The sequence below is a fragment of the Aquitalea sp. FJL05 genome (assembly GCF_003852595.1).
Classification (GTDB): domain Bacteria; phylum Pseudomonadota; class Gammaproteobacteria; order Burkholderiales; family Chromobacteriaceae; genus Aquitalea; species Aquitalea aquatilis.
The window spans coordinates 112570-130046 of the sequence record NZ_QAJS01000018.1; the positions used below are offsets into that span (position 1 = coordinate 112570).

The 17477-nt window shown below is 61.2% G+C and carries 15 protein-coding genes; 13 read left to right on the forward strand and 2 right to left on the reverse strand.

What is annotated here, in order from left to right; genetic code table 11:
• The first annotated feature begins 232 nt into the window (after window positions 1–232).
• Entirely contained in the window at window positions 233–1858 is a 1626-nt protein-coding gene (locus tag DBR44_RS17070; RefSeq protein WP_124645207.1) for a methyl-accepting chemotaxis protein, read from the forward strand.
• 104 nt (window positions 1859–1962) lie between these two features.
• On the opposite strand, the gene DBR44_RS17075 is transcribed toward DBR44_RS17070, so the two are convergent.
• Window positions 1963–3861 (reverse strand): propionate--CoA ligase, encoded by a 1899-nt coding sequence (locus tag DBR44_RS17075; protein WP_124645208.1) that lies wholly within the window; start codon window positions 3859–3861, stop codon window positions 1963–1965.
• 306 nt (window positions 3862–4167) lie between these two features.
• Here DBR44_RS17075 and DBR44_RS17080 point away from each other — a divergent pair, with 306 nt between their 5' ends.
• The 11 genes from DBR44_RS17080 (at window position 4168) to ggt (ending at window position 16578) form a co-directional block, all read left to right on the forward strand.
• Window positions 4168–5409: a PP2C family protein-serine/threonine phosphatase gene (locus DBR44_RS17080; RefSeq protein WP_124645209.1), complete on the forward strand. Its 1242-nt coding sequence runs from the start codon at window positions 4168–4170 to the stop codon at window positions 5407–5409.
• A gap of 31 nt (window positions 5410–5440) precedes the next feature.
• Window positions 5441–6001: a SiaB family protein kinase gene (locus DBR44_RS17085; RefSeq protein ID WP_124645210.1), complete on the forward strand. Its 561-nt coding sequence runs from the start codon at window positions 5441–5443 to the stop codon at window positions 5999–6001.
• A gap of 11 nt (window positions 6002–6012) precedes the next feature.
• Window positions 6013–6399: a DUF1987 domain-containing protein gene (locus tag DBR44_RS17090; RefSeq protein WP_124645211.1), complete on the forward strand. Its 387-nt coding sequence runs from the start codon at window positions 6013–6015 to the stop codon at window positions 6397–6399.
• A gap of 148 nt (window positions 6400–6547) precedes the next feature.
• Window positions 6548–7807 (forward strand): glutamate-5-semialdehyde dehydrogenase, encoded by a 1260-nt coding sequence (locus tag DBR44_RS17095; RefSeq protein WP_124645212.1) that lies wholly within the window; start codon window positions 6548–6550, stop codon window positions 7805–7807.
• A gap of 169 nt (window positions 7808–7976) precedes the next feature.
• Complete coding sequence (locus tag DBR44_RS17100) at window positions 7977–8429, forward strand: DUF2214 family protein (RefSeq protein WP_124645213.1); 453 nt, start codon at window positions 7977–7979, stop codon at window positions 8427–8429.
• A gap of 79 nt (window positions 8430–8508) precedes the next feature.
• The gene (locus DBR44_RS17105; RefSeq protein WP_124645214.1) at window positions 8509–8883 is read left to right on the forward strand and encodes a hypothetical protein; all 375 of its coding nucleotides are present in this window, start codon (window positions 8509–8511) and stop codon (window positions 8881–8883) included.
• 215 nt (window positions 8884–9098) lie between these two features.
• Complete coding sequence (locus tag DBR44_RS17110; protein WP_124645215.1) at window positions 9099–9857, forward strand: alpha/beta fold hydrolase; 759 nt, start codon at window positions 9099–9101, stop codon at window positions 9855–9857.
• A 101-nt stretch (window positions 9858–9958) separates the two neighbouring features.
• The gene (locus DBR44_RS17115; protein ID WP_124645216.1) at window positions 9959–11341 is read left to right on the forward strand and encodes a DUF2252 domain-containing protein; all 1383 of its coding nucleotides are present in this window, start codon (window positions 9959–9961) and stop codon (window positions 11339–11341) included.
• A gap of 157 nt (window positions 11342–11498) precedes the next feature.
• Window positions 11499–13109, forward strand: coding sequence for a methyl-accepting chemotaxis protein (locus DBR44_RS17120; RefSeq protein ID WP_168190815.1), 1611 nt, complete (start codon window positions 11499–11501; stop codon window positions 13107–13109).
• 212 nt (window positions 13110–13321) lie between these two features.
• The gene (locus DBR44_RS17125) at window positions 13322–14674 is read left to right on the forward strand and encodes a glutamine synthetase family protein (protein ID WP_124645218.1); all 1353 of its coding nucleotides are present in this window, start codon (window positions 13322–13324) and stop codon (window positions 14672–14674) included.
• 185 nt (window positions 14675–14859) lie between these two features.
• Entirely contained in the window at window positions 14860–16578 is a 1719-nt protein-coding gene (ggt, locus tag DBR44_RS17130; RefSeq protein WP_124645219.1) for a gamma-glutamyltransferase, read from the forward strand.
• Between the two features lie 2 nt (window positions 16579–16580).
• Here ggt and DBR44_RS17135 read toward each other — a convergent pair whose 3' ends face one another.
• On the reverse strand, window positions 16581–16895 hold the full coding sequence (locus DBR44_RS17135; RefSeq protein ID WP_124645220.1) for a hypothetical protein: 315 nt from the start codon (window positions 16893–16895) through the stop codon (window positions 16581–16583).
• Window positions 16896–17164: 269 nt separating this feature from the next.
• Between DBR44_RS17135 and DBR44_RS17140 the strand changes: the two genes are divergently transcribed.
• Window positions 17165–17477: universal stress protein (locus DBR44_RS17140; protein ID WP_148090026.1), on the forward strand; the 313-nt coding region annotated here is incomplete at its 3' end.

Below are 17477 nucleotides of genomic sequence, written 5' to 3' on the forward strand. Positions count from 1 at the left end.
CTTTTCAAGCGACTACAGAAAATAAGACTCGCATTTGATGGAAATCATCAAAACAAAAACAATTCTTATTGTCAGACAATTTGGTTTCCGCCAAAATCAACCCTTTCCGTATCGGGGTTGCCATTGCAGCAGCATCCGGCATGGGCATCCGCACCCCAGCGGTCTGGACCATCCCCATCACCCATACGGCACCATCCCGGCCTGGCCACCTTACTCACAGCAAGTCACCCTCATGTCGCGCAAAACACAAAAACTCAAACCCATCCTGGTCGGTTTCATTGCCATTGTCGTGGCGCTGCTGCTCACGCTAGGTCTGGTCACGCTGTTCAGCCTGCAGCGCATCGACGAAACCGCCCATTACGAACAGGACGTCACCAACGCCCTGGTGCAGAACATGACGGATGTGCGCTACCACGTGGTGCAGATCCAGCAATTCCTGACCGATGTCAGCGCCACCGGCGATGCCGATGGCTACAAGGATGCCGAGGAACATTACCAGGCACTGCAAAAAAACCTGCCCACCATCAGCCGGCTTGACCCGGAGCTGGCCGGCAAGGTGAGCGCCATGCAGCAAGCGGCAGACCAGTTCTACAGCGTGGGCAAGCGCATGGCCAAAGCCTATATCGAGGGTGGCCGCGAAGCAGGCAATGTACTGATGAAGGAAAAGGGTGGCGGTTTTGACGAACGTGCCGAAGAGCTGACCAAGCAGGTCGAGGCGCTGAATACCCTCATCCACCAGCAGGACAGCACAGCCTATGCCGCGATGAACCACACCACGGCCCAGTTGCGCAATATGACGCTGGGTCTGGCGGCACTGCTGGTCATCGTGGTGAGCCTGGGCGGGGTGTTGCTGTATCGCCGGGTGTTCGGCGTACTGGGTGGCGAACCGGCGCTGGCCATGGAAGTGGCCAACCGCATCGCCAGCGGCGATCTGGGGCAGCGCATCGTACTGCCGGCGGACAGCGAAGGCAGCCTGCTGCACAGCCTGGCCGACATGCAAGGCCAGCTGCGCAACATCACCAGCAATATCCGCAACCTGTCCGGCGAACTGGACAGCAGCGCCGACAGCATGAGCGGCGCGGCGCACCAGTTGCAGAAATCCAGTACGGTACAGAGCGAATCGACCCGCTCGATGAGTGTGTCGGTGGAAGAAGTGCTGCAAAGCATCCAGCAACTGGGCAGCCAGAGCCAGGATGTAGGCGGCGAGGCACAGGGTGCCGGGCAGATGGTCAGCGATTGCGAGCAACTGATTCACGCCACCGCCAACGACATCAGCCATATTGCCGAGCGCATCAGCAGCGCCGCCAGCGCCATCGACGACCTGAACAAGCAGACCGATGCCATTGCCTCCATCACCCGCACCATTCACGACATCGCCGACCAGACCAATCTCTTGGCGCTGAATGCCGCCATCGAGGCCGCGCGGGCCGGGGAAATGGGCCGTGGTTTTGCCGTAGTGGCCGATGAAGTACGCAAGCTGGCAGAACGCACGGGGGTGGCCACGGTGGAGATTTCCGGGCAGATCGAAACCATCCGCCAGGGCATGACCGGGGTGGTCGGAGTGATGCAAAGCAGTGTGGATGCCTCCAACCACGGCGTGGACCAGACCCACAAGGCGCGCGAGGCCATCAGCGGCATCCGCCAGAATACCGACCAGATCGTCGAGCACATCCAGGGCATCAGCCTGGCGCTGCACGAGCAGCAAAGCGCCATGGGCGACATGGCACAGCGCATCGAGGTGATTGCCAGCATGACCGAGTCCAACCAGGTCACGGTGGAAGCCTCGGCCGCCGCCTCCGACCAGCTCAACAGCCATGCCAAGGCGCTCAACGCGGCCGTCAGCGTATTCCGCAGCTGAGCCGGGCGTGAAGCAGACGTAAAAATGCCGCATCCCGTCACAGGATGCGGCTGAATCCACCACCGGCAACTGACCCGCGCCGGCTGTGTCCACCCACCTTCAGTTCAAGACTGTACCGCGTCGCGTACCTGCTCCAGCCCGGTCGGATCATCCAGCGTGGTCAGATCGCCCGGATCACGCCCCTCGGCCAGCGCCTGTATCGAACGGCGCAGCACCTTGCCGGAGCGGGTCTTGGGTAGCTGATTGACGAAGTAGACCCGGGCCGGATTGGCAATTGCCCCCAGCTGCGACGCCACCTTGGCTATCACTTCTTTTTCCAGCGCAGCCTTCTTTTCCGGATCCTTGAGCACCGACGGGTCACGCAGCACGGCAAACGCCTGCGGCACCTGGCCCTTCAGCGTGTCATGCACCCCCACCACCGCCACTTCGGCAATCGCCGCATGGCCGGATACGGCCTCTTCGATTTCACGGGTACCCAGACGGTGGCCGGCCACATTGATCACGTCGTCGGTGCGGCCCAGTATGGTGAAATAACCATCGGCATCGCGCACGCCCCAGTCAAACGAGGAATACACCTTGCGGTCCTGGAACAGGCTGAAATAGGTATTCACAAAGCGTTCGTCCTGCCGCCATACCGTGCTCATACAGCCTGGCGGCAAGGGCGGAATCACCGCAATCACCCCCTTCTCGCCCACCGCGACTTCTTCGCCAGTCGTCTCGTTCAGCAGCTTGACGTTATAGCCATACACCGGCAGGCCGGGGCTGCCCAGCTTGGTGGGCAGCGGCTGCACGCCATTGCACACGGTCAGCATCGGCCAGCCGGTTTCGGTCTGCCAGTAGTTGTCCAGCACCGGAATCTTCAGCTCGCCGGAAATCCACTCCGCCGTCGGCTCGTCCAGCGGCTCGCCGGCCAGGAACAAGGCGCGCAGGCTGGACAGATCATATTTGTGCAGCCATTCCGGGTCCTGCTTTTTCAGCACGCGCAAGGCGGTGGGGGCGGAGAACATCACCGTAGCGCGGTATTTCTCCACCAGTTGCCACCAGATGCCCGGATCAGGACGGATGGGCAAGCCTTCGTACACCAGCGTGGCCATGCCGCTGATCAGCGGGGCATAGACGATGTAGGAGTGGCCCACCACCCAGCCGATATCCGAGGTGGAAAAATAGGTTTCGCCCGGCTTGCCGCCATAGATGTATTCCATGGTGGAGGCCAGCGCCACGGCATAGCCACCGGTATCGCGCTGCACGCCCTTGGGCTTGCCGGTGGTGCCCGAGGTATACAGGATGTAGCTGGGATGATTGGACTCCACCCACTCCACCTCGGCACGGTCATCCAGATGCTGCTGGCGCAAGGTGGCGTAATCCAGATCGCGTCCCGGCTTCATCATCGGTGCTTCGGCCAGCCCGCGATTGACCAGGATCACCTTGTCCGCTGCCGCAGAGCCAGCCAGCTCCATCGCTTCGTCCACCAGCGGCTTGTAGGCAATCACCTTTCCGCCACGCATGCCGGCATCGGCGGTGATCAGCAGCTTGGGCGCGGCATCTTCGATACGGGTGGCCAGGCTGGCCGAGGCAAACCCGCCAAACACCACCGAATGGATGGCACCCAGCCGCACCGTGGCCAGCATGGCAAAGATGGCCTCCGGAATCATCGGCATGTAAATCAATACCCGGTCACCCTTGCCCACACCCTGCGCCTGCATGATGGCGGCAAAGCGGCTGACTTCTTCGTACAGCTGCTGGTAGCTGTAGCTTTCTTCAGCACCGGTTTCACTGGACACATAAATCAGCGCAGCCTGCTCGGCACGCTCGGCCAGATGGCGGTCTACCGCGTTGTAACAGAGATTGGTCTCGCCACCGGCAAACCATTGGCGAAAGGGTGGGTTGTCGTACTGCAGGACCTGGGTATAGGGCTTGTGCCAGTGAATGCGCGCGGCCTCGGCACCCCAGAATGCTTCTGGCTGCTCGATGGAACGGCGATGGAATTCTTGATAGTCGCTCATGCAGTCTCCCGAGGATGGTAGCTAGATCTTTGTTTTATTTATCAACCAAGCGGTTGCTAGACAAGCAAAATAAGCCCTTTATGCCACAGGGTCAAGCAGCATCACCATCTCGGGCAGGCCTGCCAGGACTGCCGTCGGCACGAAACAACAGGCGACAGATCTGCCAGTCAATATTCATTCAATAATCAAAAACACTAATAAATAACGTTTGTTTTAATTAGCAATAAAGCAAAGTTCATCTGGCAGTAACTGAATCATCATCCGGCAAAACTAGACTGCGGCCACGTCAATTCCGCCGAGAACATCATGCCGCTAGACAGCACACCCCACGCCGCTCGCTCGCAATCCATGGCGGGACATCTGCTGCAAACGCCACCCACCGTCAGCCCCCACGACAACAACTACCACGTGCTGGAACTGTTCACCCAGGACGAGGGGCTGAGCAATATCCCGGTGGTGGAGCAGCAACGCGCCATCGGCATCATCAACCGCAATACCTTCATGAGCACGCTGGCCCGGCCCTTCCACCGCGAAATCTTTGGCCGCAAGCCCTGCACCGCCTTCATGAATGCCAGCCCGCTGATCGTCGACTATCTGACACCGATTACCGAGCTGTCCTTCATGGCGCTGGAAGCGGACAAGAAAGTGCTGTCGGACGGTTTCATCATCAATCTGGACAATGCCTATGCCGGCATGGGGCTAGGCGTGTCGCTGATGCAGGCACTGGCCGACCAGCAGGCGGAGAAGCACCGCCAGATGATGGAGAGCATCAACTACGCCAGCGTGATCCAGCAGTCCTTCCTGCAAAGTTCGCGCCGCGACATGGCCAGTGCACTGGATGATTACTTCATGGTGTGGGCACCGCGCGACATCGTCGGTGGCGACTACTACTACTTTGTCAAACGGCCGGACGGCTTCTTTGTCGCCGTCATCGACTGCACCGGCCACGGCGTGCCGGGGGCCTTCATGACCCTGATCATGGCCTCCACGCTGAAACAGGTTTTGAGCAGCCACGACCTGCACAACCCGGCTGCGCTACTGCGCGCCATCAACCAGCAGGTCAAGCAGTCGCTGGGCCAGCTCACCCCGGAAGAGGCCGGCCTCGCCGACCACCCGGAGCTGAACTCCGACGACGGCATGGACGGTGCCTTCTGCTGGTTCGACTACGCCAGCCGCACCCTCACCTATGCCTCGGCCAAAACGCCGCTGTTCGTACTGGAGCCGGGTGCGGACGAAGTCCACACCCTGGATGCCAACAAAAAGGGCGTGGGCTATGTCGGCACACCGCTGGACTACCAGTGGGACAACCACGCCGTGCAGCTGCCGCCGGGCAGCCGCCTGTATATCAGCACCGACGGCATCATCGACCAGATCGGCGGCCCCAAGCGCATCTGCTTTGGCAAAAAGCGCCTGAAAGAAAACATCCTCAAGCACGCTGACAAGCCGATGCAACAACAGCAGAAACAGCTGATCGACGCCTTCCTCAAATGGCAGGGCGACAACAGCCGCCGCGACGATGTCAGCCTGTTTGGCGTACACCTGCTCTGACCCAGCCCCACCCCATTAAGAAAGCACGCGCATGAGCCTGACCGATTTCCACCGCTTCAAGGAACTGGCCCGCCAGGAAAACGTAGTGTTCTATTACACCGGCTACTTCTCGCAAAGCATCGTCACCGCCATGGGCGACTCGCTGCGCCTGCGCCTGTCCAGCCTGGACGCCAGCCAGACCGCCCGCCGCAAGCTGTTTTCCGTGTTCGTGGAAATGGCGCAGAACGTGGTGCATTACTCGGCCGATCACCTGACCGCCACCGACGACTCTGACCACGAAATCCGCATGGGTTCGCTGTGGGTGGGTGAAGCCGACGGCCACTACTACGTGGTGTGCGCCAACCCCATCAGCCCCACCGGGGCCAGCCACATCCGCGCCAAGCTGGAACCGCTGCGCACCATGACCAACGACGAAATCAAGGCCCTGTACAAGGAAAAGCTGCGCGCCGAAGGCGAAGCCGGCAGCAAGGGTGCCGGCCTGGGTTTCCTCACCGTCGCCCGCGACTCCAGCAACCCCATCGAGTTTGATTTTGTCGATGAGGCCGGCGCATCCGGCCCCTTCACCACCTTCTATCTCAAAGCCACCATTTAAAGCACCGAGCCATGTCAAACCTGTATATCGCCCCGACTTCGTCCACGCCGGAAGTGAACTTCCAGTTCGACCAGCACCAGCTCAGCCTGCGCGGAGAAAGCTACCCGGAAAACGCCCAAGCCTTTTTCGGCCCCATCATGCAGGCGGTGCAAAACTACCTGCCCAGCCTGCAATCCACCCAGATCACCGTGGACATCCAGCTGGCCTACTTCAACAGCTCCAGCACCAAGGTACTGCTGGAGCTGTTCAGCCTGTTCAACGATGCAGCGGTAGCCGGCAACTACGTCACGCTCAACTGGCATTACATCGAAGATGACGAAACCATCCTCGAATTCGGCCAGGAAGTGGCCGACGATTTCATGGCGCTGGACTTCCATCCTTGCGCCATGGTGGGTTAGGGCCTGCGCCGCAGAAAACATAGTGTTAACAGGCCCTAGTTCGGCCACGCTGTCTGACAATATCCACTTGCTTGTCGCTGGCTGAGCCGGGCAGTTTTGCGGTAATCTGGCTCACTACCCGAACAGTGATCAGCATCAGGACATTGCCATGAATGTGAAGGACTACATGCAGCGCGTCGGCCAGGCGGCGCGCAAAGCCAGCCGCGCGATTGCCAAGGCCGACACCCGCCAGAAAAACCAGGCACTCAGCGCCATGGCTGACGCCATCCTGCGCGACAGTGCCAAACTGCTGGCGGCCAACCAGCAAGACCTGGATGCCGCGCGCGCCGCCGGGCTGGATGCGGCCTTCATCGACCGCCTGGCCTTGTCCGAGGCCACGGTGGCCGGCATGGCCGAAGGCCTGCGCCAGATCGCCACCCTGCCCGACCCGGTGGGCGAAATGGACGACTTCTGCTATCGCCCGTCCGGCATCCAACTGGGCAAGATGCGCGTGCCGCTGGGCGTGGTGGGCATCATTTACGAAGCCCGCCCCAACGTCACCGCCGATGCCGCCGGCCTGTGCCTGAAATCCGGCAACGCCACCATCCTGCGTGGCGGCTCGGAAGCCTTCCACAGCAATCAGGCCATTGCCGCCTGCGTGCATGAAGGCTTGCGCCTGGCCGGCCTGCCTGCCGAAGTGGTGCAAGTGGTGGAAACCACCGACCGCGCCGCCGTGGGCGAACTGATCACCATGCAGGAGTTCGTCGATGTCATCGTGCCGCGTGGCGGCAAGAGCCTGATCGCCCGCATCAGCGCCGAAGCGCGCGTGCCGGTGATCAAGCATCTGGACGGCAACTGTCATGTCTATATCGACGACACGGCCAATCCGGAAAAAGCCTTCAATATCGCCATCAACGCCAAAACCCAGCGCTACGCACCGTGCAACACCATGGAAACCCTGCTGGTGCACACGGCCTTTGCCGAATTCATCCTGCCACGCCTGGCCGAGGCCTATTGGGAAAAGGGTGTAGAGCTGCGCGGCTGTGAGCGCACCCGGGTGATTCTGGGCGAGCAGATCGTACCGGCCACCCAGGACGACTGGTATACCGAATACTCCGCCCCGATTCTGGCCATCAAGGTGGTGAAGGATCTGGACGAAGCCATCGAGCACATCAACCACTATGGCAGCCATCACACGGATGCCATCATCAGCGAAGATTACGGCCGGGCACGCCGTTTCCTGCGCGAGGTGGACTCTTCCAGCGTGATGGTGAATGCCAGCACCCGCTTTGCCGATGGCTTCGAATATGGCCTGGGCGCGGAAATCGGCATCTCCACCGACAAGATCCACGCCCGTGGCCCGGTAGGACTGGAAGGCCTCACCAGCCAGAAATGGATCGTGCTGGGCGATGGCCAGGTACGCGGCTGAACGCTAGCCAATCCGTGATGAAACCGGCTGCGGCCGGTTTTTTTGCGCCGCTCACCCGCGTGGTAAATATCACCCCCACCGCCGCCATGACAGACAAATAGCGTTGAATGCTTGCCAGCCGCAGCCAGCTTCACTAGTGTAGTCAGACTTGGCTGGCCGGGGGGTCATCATGCTGCAATGGCTGTTTGCCACGCTTCATCTGCTGGCCCTGGGCTGCGGCCTGGGTGCGCTTGCCGCCCGCGCCCGCAATCTGGCTCCGCCACTGGATGCCCCCGCCCTGACGCGCTGCCTGCGCGCCGACAACTGGTGGCGGCTCAGCCTGCTGCTGTGGCTGTGCAGCGGTGCCGGGCTGGCTTATTACCATGCCGCCATGCTGTGGCAGCAAGGCCGGCCGGTCCCGCTGGCCATGGCCAAGCTGCTGGGCATTCTGTTGCTGCTGCTGCAGGAGTGGCGCAACCGTCCGCTGATCAGCCAGTGCCGACAAAGGCTGGAACGCGGCCGCCTGCCAGCGGACAAGCTCTGCGGGCAGCTGGCACGATACAGCCGGCGGCAATTGCTGCTGCTACTGCTGTTGCTGCTGCTGTCCAGCGCCTGGCAAACCGGCGTGTTCAATACTCCTTAACATCTGTTGCAGCAACAAGACGGAACCAGCGGGCGCGGTCAGGCCTCCATCCGCATATCACTTGCCAGAGCCAAGCCCCATGCCAACAACCTCCTCAACGCCAACCCTGCGCCAACACCTGAACAGCGTACTGCTGCTAGCCAGCCTGCTGGCCAGCCCCGCCATGGTACGCGCCGACAGCAGCCTGCAACTGCCATCCGACAACAAGCCCGCCGTCGTGGCAGATTGCCTGAAACAGGGCATCCATCAGCTGAAGATTCCCGATGACTACGTGCAGCGTGAAAGCAAGGCCGACGGCATGGAAACCATCAGGCTGCTCAATCCGGTCAGCGGCAACACCAGCCTGCAAGTCGATGTGCAGCCGGATGGCGAGCACAGCCGGCTACAGGTTGACCAAAACGGCATCCCGCTGACCCCGCCCTGGTTGCGCCTGATCAAGCGCTGCGCCAGCTGACGCACCACTGTGGATAAGTTGGCCACCGGTACCCATGCAGTGGATGAACGGGATAAATCCTGAACAAGCTGTGCATAAGACGGCCTACCGCGCCGACAATGCGTGACAATGTCCCGACAGCCGTGGCGGGTCGGCTGTGCATGCTTTTGCAAATTCCCAATCTGCTGTGGATGATGTGCATAGCCTGTGCATGAATCTGTGGATAAAACATCATCATGACAATCAACACCACACCCGCGATAGCCTGTGCCATGCAGGATTCCTCACTCCCCCGCACAACATTCACCCTGCCATTTCTCCATACCCTGCTGCACGGTGACTGCTGCACCAGCCCGGCCCCATTACGCCAGCTGATGTTGCTGCACGGTGCAGGGCAAGCCGACCGCTCCAGCTATCTGCCATTAAGACAGCATCTGCAGTCGCAGCAGATTGCCAGCAGCGCTTTTGACTTCATCGGTCACGGCGAAACCGGCGGCAGCCTGCTGGGCTCCAGCCTGCGCCAGCGGGTGGAACAGGCCCTGGCCGTGTACCGCCATTGCCATGCAGACAACAGACCAGTGGCGCTATTGGGCAGCAGCATGGGCGCTTATATCGCCCTGCGTCTGCTGGATCAGCTACCCTGCAGCCACCTGATCCTGCAAGTACCGGGCGTCTACACCGCTCAAGCATTTGATGTCCCCTTCGGCCCGGCTTTCAGCGCCATGCTGCGCCAGCCAGTCAGCTGGCTCGAGAGCGATGCCTGGCCGCGCCTGCAACAATTTCGCGGTCATGTGTTGATCGTGGCAGCAGAACAGGACGCGGTGATTCCGCGCTTGCTGGTTGAAAAACTGCATGCCAGCACCAGCCTGTGCCGCAGCAGCCAACTATTGTGGCTGCCCGGGGCGGGTCACCAGTTACCGCAACACTGGCAAGCGCAACCTGCAGCAGCCTTGCACTACCGCCAGCAACTGCTGCGCTTCCTGCAACGCGACTAACCCACACGCTGTCCGTGACAGCAAATGACACCCCATCATCAATTTTTCATGTCTGCCGGATTACACTGAGCTGAAATGTCATCTTCAGCCTGTTATCTGCCATGACCACTCCCGCACATCCGCAATATGAAAAACGCCTCGCCGCTGGCAAGGCGCGCCGTGAAAGCTGCTCGCGCACCCTGCAGGCTCAGTGCCAGTTGAGTCCGCAGCGCGACGTGGTGGCCATGCTGCACCAGACCTCGGAAGGCCGCGTGCCTTCGCTGATCCCTCTGCGCTACAGCCGCATGCAGGCTTCGCCCTTTGCCTTCTTCCGTGGCATGGCGATGATCCAGGCTGCCGATCTGGCCGCGACGCCCCATAGCGGCATCACCCTGCAAACCTGCGGCGATGCCCACCTGATGAACTACGGCTTCTTCGCCTCGCCGGAACGCCAGCTGATGTTCGACATCAACGACTTCGACGAAACGCATCAGGCACCGTGGGAATGGGACATCAAGCGGCTGGCGGTCAGCGTGGTGCTGGCTGCGCGCAATCGCGGCTTCAGCAATAGTGCAGCGCGGCAGGCGGTCTGCCAGCTGGTGGGGACCTACCGCAAGCGCATGCAGGAATATGCCCAGATGAGCCAGCTGGAGTTGTGGTACTGCAAGGTGGGTTTTGAACAATTGCTGGCGCGGGCCAACAGCGACACCATCCGCCAGCAGCTGCTGAAGCTGGCCGACAAGGCGCGCGGCCAGACCCAGGAAAAACTGCTGCCCAAAATGACGGTACAGGCAGACGGCAGCCTGCGCCTGCGCGACAACCCGCCGGTTATCTTCCACATGCAACAGCAAGACCAGGTCTGGGGCAATGACGAGCACTGGCTGGGCGATGGCAGCTCACACGACTTGCTGCACACCATGCTGGCCGAGTACAGCGCCACGCTGAAAGAAGACCGCCGCACCCTGCTCAGCCGCTTCCGGCTGGTGGATGCTGCCTTCAAGGTGGTAGGGGTGGGCAGCGTCGGCACCCGTTGCCTGGTGATGCTGCTGCAGGACGAATACGACCAGCCGCTGTTCCTGCAATTGAAAGAAGCGCGCAGCTCGGTGCTGGAGCCTTACACCCAGCAATGCGTGCACGGCCATCAGGGCAAGCGCGTGGTGTTTGGCCAGCGCCTGATGCAGGCAGCCAGTGATCTGTTCCTGGGCTGGACCACCGGGCCGGGCGACCGTCATTTCTATGTGCGCCAGCTGCGCGACATGAAGGCGGCACCGGCGCTGGAATCATTCGATTCAGCGGAAAGCCTGGCGGCATTTGGCCAGGCCTGCGCCTGGGCACTGGCACGTGCGCATGCCAAATCCGGCGGCCGTGCCGCTGAAATGGCCGGCTATATCGGCCAGTCGGACAAATTCGACCAGGCCATTGCCAGCTATGCCATGAGTTATGCCGATCAGGTGGAACTGGATTTCACAGTTTTTACTGCCGCTTTGGCAGAGCAAAGACTATAAACAGCTAATCCATACCGATACGCCAACGACTAGGGGTTTTCAGCAGTTATTTCTGCTGAGTCCAGCGTTTAGTATTAACAATACCCCGGTATATTTGCTGCGGCAGTTTACAGACCATGCCATTTTAAAAATTATCTCCACCCAAGGGGACAGCATCGTGCGCGTCAATACCCGCCTGCTCATCATCATTGCTGCCAGCCTGATCGCGCTGATCACACTGGCAGCCACCTCGCTATATATCACCCGCAGTACGCTGCAAAGCGAAAAGCACGAACAGATCACCCTGTTGCTGCGCATGGCGGAGAACACACTCGATTATTACGCCAAGCAGGAAGCCAGCGGCAAACTGAGCCGGCAGCAGGCGCAGGATATGGCGCGCAAGACGCTGAAGGCGCTGAAGGTGAATGACATCTACTTCTTTGCCCGCGACAGCGATAACCGCTTGGTACTGCATCCCAAGGCAGAGCGTGAAGGCAAGGTGGACATGGGCAGCACCGTGCCCGATGGCCGCACTACCGTTGCCGTCTACAACGAGGCACTGCAAAAGGACCATTACGGCATCGTCACCATCCAGACTTCGCGCGGGGCGGACAAAGAGCAATTACCCAAGCTGAACGGCGTGGTGCGCTTCGACCCCTGGGGCTGGACGGTGGGCACCGGCTTTTTCATCGATGACATCGACGCCCTGTTCTGGCGTCAAGGCACCATCCTGCTGATTCTCAGCGGGGTTTCGGTGCTGGCCCTCATCGTACTGGGCAGTGCCATGTCGCGCAGTATCATCCGTTCACTGGGCGGTGAACCCGGCTACGCCGCGCAAGTAGTACGCCAGATTGCCCAGGGCGACCTCACCGAACAGATCAAGGTGAACGGCCCGCCGCAGAGCCTGCTGGCCGCCATGCACGAGATGCAGCAGAAACTGCGCGAGATGATCAACCAGATCCGCCAGTCCACCGATGATATCGGCCACGCCGGCCAGCAGCTGTCCGCCCAGATGAACAAGGTGGACGAGGTGTCCGGCATTGCCAGCAACTCCACGGCCTCGGCAGCCGCCTCCATCGAGCAGCTGTCGGTCAGTATCGACCACGTCAAGGATAATGCCGGCGGCTCGGAAGAAGGAGCCCGCCGTTCCAGCCAGCTGGCACGCGAAGGTGAGCTGGTGGCCAAGGAAGCGGCCAGCGGCATCGAATCCATCGCCAGCCAGGTGGGAGATGTCAGCGACCTGGTCGGCAGCCTGGCCGAACGTACCCGTAACATCAGCGGCATTGCCGAAACCATTCGCGACATCGCCAACCAGACCAATCTGCTGGCGCTCAATGCCGCCATCGAGGCCGCCCGCGCCGGTGAAATGGGCCGTGGCTTTGCCGTGGTGGCCGACGAAGTACGCAAGCTGGCCGAGCGTACCGCTACCGCCACCGACGAAATCACCAGCATCGTCCAGGCCGTGGTGGATGAAACCGGCACCGTGGCCGGACGCATGCAGGAAATCCGTCCGGCCGTGCAGCTGGGTGTGGGCAAGGCCAATCAGGCCGCCCAGACCCTGGATACCATCAGCCGCCAGGCACACAGCGCACTGGAAAGCCTGCACTCCGTGGTGAGTGCCATGACCGAGCAAAGCCAGGCCGGTGCCAATATCGCGGTCAGCGTGGAGCAGGTGGCTGGCGTGGTGGAAGAAACCCAGAGTTCGGTCAAGCAGGCAGTCGATGCCATGCAGAATATCGACCAGCACGCCCGCCAGCTGCACCAGTCGGTATCACGCTTCCGGCTGTAAGCGCGCTTTTCTCACTTGTGATCAAACCGGCCCTGGCTGCAACAGGGCCGGTTTTTTCATGTGCCATGACTAGCCGAAGCGACATCACGCTTGCCCTCCCCCCTGCCGGTGGCATAATGCCCTCAGGGCACAGCCCGCAAAATCAAAAAAATGCAGTACCGACAGACAGGCAGATAGATGAAACAATCGAGAACACTCCAGGGGAGACCTGCATGTCCCAACACTCCATCGCGGCTGCTCAAGCCGAATGGTTGATTCAGCAAAATGTCCGCGACGTTGAGCTGGCCTTTGCTGATGTCAGCGGCTTTGCCCGTGGCAAAACCCTGCCTGCCAAGGCTTTGATCAAAGGCCAGGAATTACGTATTGCCCGTGCCGTCGCCATCCAGACCTGCGTGGGCGAATTTCCCGACTACCGCTTTTATGGCGAAAACGACCCCGATGTCGTGCTGCGCCCGGACTTCGCCACGCTGCGCCCGGTGCCGTGGGCCAAGACCCCGCGCGCCATGGTGGTGTGTGACAACATCGACCACGATGGCAGCCTGTCGCCGCTGGCACCGCGCTCGGCGCTGAAGAACATTCTGGCGCGCTATCAGGCACGGGGCTGGACCCCGGTGGTGGCACCGGAGCTGGAGTTCTACATCTTCGATGCCCACGCCAATCCGGACCAAGCCTTCCAGGCACCGGCCCTGCGTACCGGCCGCCGCGAAACCGGCTTCGATGCCTTCAGCTTTTCCACGCTCAACGATCTGGAAGGCTTCTTCGACGACCTGTACCGCGCCTGCGAGCAACTGGGCATCCAGACCGATACCTATGTGCACGAAATGGGCCCCAGCCAGTTCGAGATCAACCTCAAGCATGGCAATGCGCTGGAGCTGGCCGACCAGACCTTCCTGTTCAAGTACGCGCTGAAGGAAATCGGCTACCAGCACGGCCTGACCGTGGTGTGCATGGCCAAGCCGCTGCCCGGTCAGCCGGGTAGTTCGATGCACTTGCACCAGAGCGTGGTGGATGGCCAGGGCAATAATGTGTTCAGCCAGGCCAATGGTGAAGCCAGCGCCGAATTCTTCCATTACATCGGCGGCCTGCAACAGTATCTGCCACACCTGATGCCGCTGTTCTGCCCCAGCCCCAACTCCTTCCGCCGCTTCGTCAAGGGTCTGGCTGCACCGGTGAATGTGAGCTGGGGAGTGGACAACCGCTCGGTCGGCATCCGCGTGCCGGTATCCGGCCCGGAAGCCCGTCGCGTGGAAAACCGCCTGCCCGGCTGCGATGCCAATGCCTACCTGTCACTGGCAGCCAGCCTGGGCGCCGGCCTGCTCGGCGTGGAAGAAAAGCTCAGCCCGAGTGAGCCGGCTGTTGGCAATGTCTTCAACAATGCAGATGCCGCCACCCTGCCCAATACCCTGGATGCCGCCTGCGCCCTGATGGCCGCCCATGACACGGCAGAACGCCTGTTCGGCAGCGAATTCAGTGCAGCCTATCTGGCAGTAAAGGACGTGGAACTCAGCCATTTCCACAACCAGATCACGCCATGGGAGCGCCAGTACCTGGCCACCCTGTCCTGAACCGGCAAACCCGGCAATGACAACGGCCTGGCACCTTAACGTGCCAGGCCGTTTTTCATGGCTGACCGCGCTGAATTGACCCTCACCCAGCCCTGCCGCAACATTGCCCATATGCTTGCACACTGCCTGCCACCGCCGGCGGCAGCCACGGCTCACCCATCCCATCGCAACCGAGGTTTATCTTCATGCTGTTACGCAGTCTGCTGCTCTTGCTGTGCGCCCTGCCCGCTCTGGCGGAAACCGCTGCGCCGGAGGCTGCCAGCGGCTTTAGCCCCCGCCCCGCAGTCAGTGCGCGCAACAGCATGGTATCGACCGCCAACCCGTATGCCAGCAAGGCTGCACTGGACATCCTGCAGCGTGGTGGCAGCGCCATCGATGCCGCCATCGCCGCCCAGCTGGTGCTGGGCCTGACCGAGCCGCAATCGTCCGGCATCGGCGGTGGGGCATTCATGCTGTATTACGATGGCCACCAGCTCACCAGCTTTGACGGCCGGGAAACCGCCCCGGCCACGGCAGATGGCAAGCTTTTCCTGCAAGCACAAGGCCAGCCGATGGACTTCTATCAGGCTGTCGTGGGTGGGCGCTCGGTTGGTGTTCCCGGCGTACTGGCCATGCTGAAGCTGGCACACCAGCATGGTGGCCATCTGCCGTGGGCCAGCCTGTTCCAGCCCGCCATCCAGCTGGCGCAGCAGGGCTTTGCCATTTCGCCACGGCTGTACAGCCTGCTCGCCTCCGACCGGTTTCTGCAGCAGGACGAGGCGGCCCGCCGCTATTTCTATCAGCCCGATGGCCAGCCCAAAGCCATGGGCAGCCTGCTGAAAAACCCCGACTATGCCGCGACGCTGGAGCAGATTGCCCGCCGTGGCCCGCGTGCCTTTTACGAGGGTGACATCGCCACGGCCATCATCGCCAAGGTGAATCAGCATCCGCGTAACCCGGGCCGCATGCTGCCAGCGGATCTGGCCGCCTACCAGGCCATCGAACGCAAACCGCTGTGCGGTCCCTATCGCAGCTGGCAGGTTTGCGGCATGGATGCCCCCAGTTCAGGCGGCGTCGCCGTCCTGCAAATGCTGGGCATGCTGCAGCGCTTCCCGCTGGCAGACATGTCGCCCACCGCCGGCTCCACCATTCACCTGTTCGCGGAAGCGGGCAAGCTGGCCTTTGCCGACCGCAACCGCTATCTGGCTGACCCGGCTTTTGCCAACGTGCCCAGCGCGGCCCTGGTTGCCACCGATTATCTACAGCAGCGCAGCCGCTTGATCCGGCCAGAACGCAGCATGGGGGCGGCCAGCGCGGGCGAGCCAGCCGGTGTCAAACTGTCGGCTTATGGCCGGGACAGCGCACCGGAGCTGCCCAGCACCTCGCACCTCAATGTGGTGGACCGGCAAGGGCGGGTGGTCAGCATGACCAGCTCGATTGAAGACCAGTTTGGCAGCCGCATGCTGGTCAAGGGCTTTTTGCTCAATAACCAGCTGACGGATTTTTCCTTCGCACCGGAAGACAAGGGACAGCCGGTGGCCAACCGGGTGGAAGCACGCAAACGGCCGCGCAGCAGCATGTCGCCCACCATGGTGTTCGACAGCAAGGGACAGTTCCTGCTGGCCACCGGCTCACCCGGTGGCAGCCAGATCATCGGCTATGTTGCCCAGACACTGATCGCCCTGCTGGACTGGAAGCTCGATCCGCAACAAGCGGTCAGCCTGCCGCACTACGGCAACCGCAATGGCGCCACGGAACTGGAAGCCGGGCAGGGGCTGGAAGTGCAGGGCAGCACGCTGACCGCGCTGGGCCATCAGGTGAAGACGGTGGAAATGACCAGTGGCCTGTCGGCGCTGGTCAGAACGGGTAATGGCTATATCGGCGGAGCGGACCCACGCCGCGAAGGGCTGGTGCTCGGCCGCTAGGGCTAGCGGCGGCTGGCCTGCAGACGCTGGGCCAGTTGCTCGATCGCACCATCACGGCTGATCGGCGGCATATTCTGATGCTGTTCGGCCATGATCCACTTCTCCACCACCGAACGGTCGCCGCGAGCGGCCTTGAGCAACAGGCCGAAGGCGTGGCCGGTGCTGTGTTCCAGTGGTTCCAGTGGCCGGGACTGGGTATGTGCGGCGTAGATGCGGCTATCGTCTGCCACCTTCCTGTTTTTGCGCTTGCCCGATTTCAGACTCCAGGCAACGATAGCGGCAATGACAAGCAAGGACAGCAAGGCAAAGATCAACATGATGTAAAACCATCCCCCTCAAGTGTGCAAAGTGGTCGACAGAATAGCGGCAGACCATGGGTTCACGCATTAAACGCGGCGCATGGTCTGTTCGAATTTGTTATAGATCAAGTGCATAACAATTAGTTCGGAGAGTCTTTCATCTGCCGCGAGTATCCTGAAATCAAACAGGGTATTCAGCCGCTTCTGTCCGCCGGGCAAGGCGTCATGCCGGCCGACAGTACCGCCACCTGACCAGGCGCGAGCGACGGTTTTATGAGGAGCACTCCATGTATCAACACATTGTTATTGCAGTAGATGGTAGCCGAACTTCTGCAAAGGCTCTAGCCGAGGCACTACGTATTGCCAAAATGGCGCAATCCAGCTTGTCGCTGGTGCATGTGGCCAGTTTGCGCGACATGGCCATCGAGGGCGTGGGTGCGCTGGATACCCATCAGCTGCATGATCTGGCTTTCCGTCAGGCGCGGGAGTTACTGGACAAGGCACAAAAACAGGCCATCAACGAAGGCGTCAGCCGGGTGGACTGCCATATCGCAGAAAGCTGGGAGGGCGGCAAGGACATGGCCGATGCGCTGATCCGTT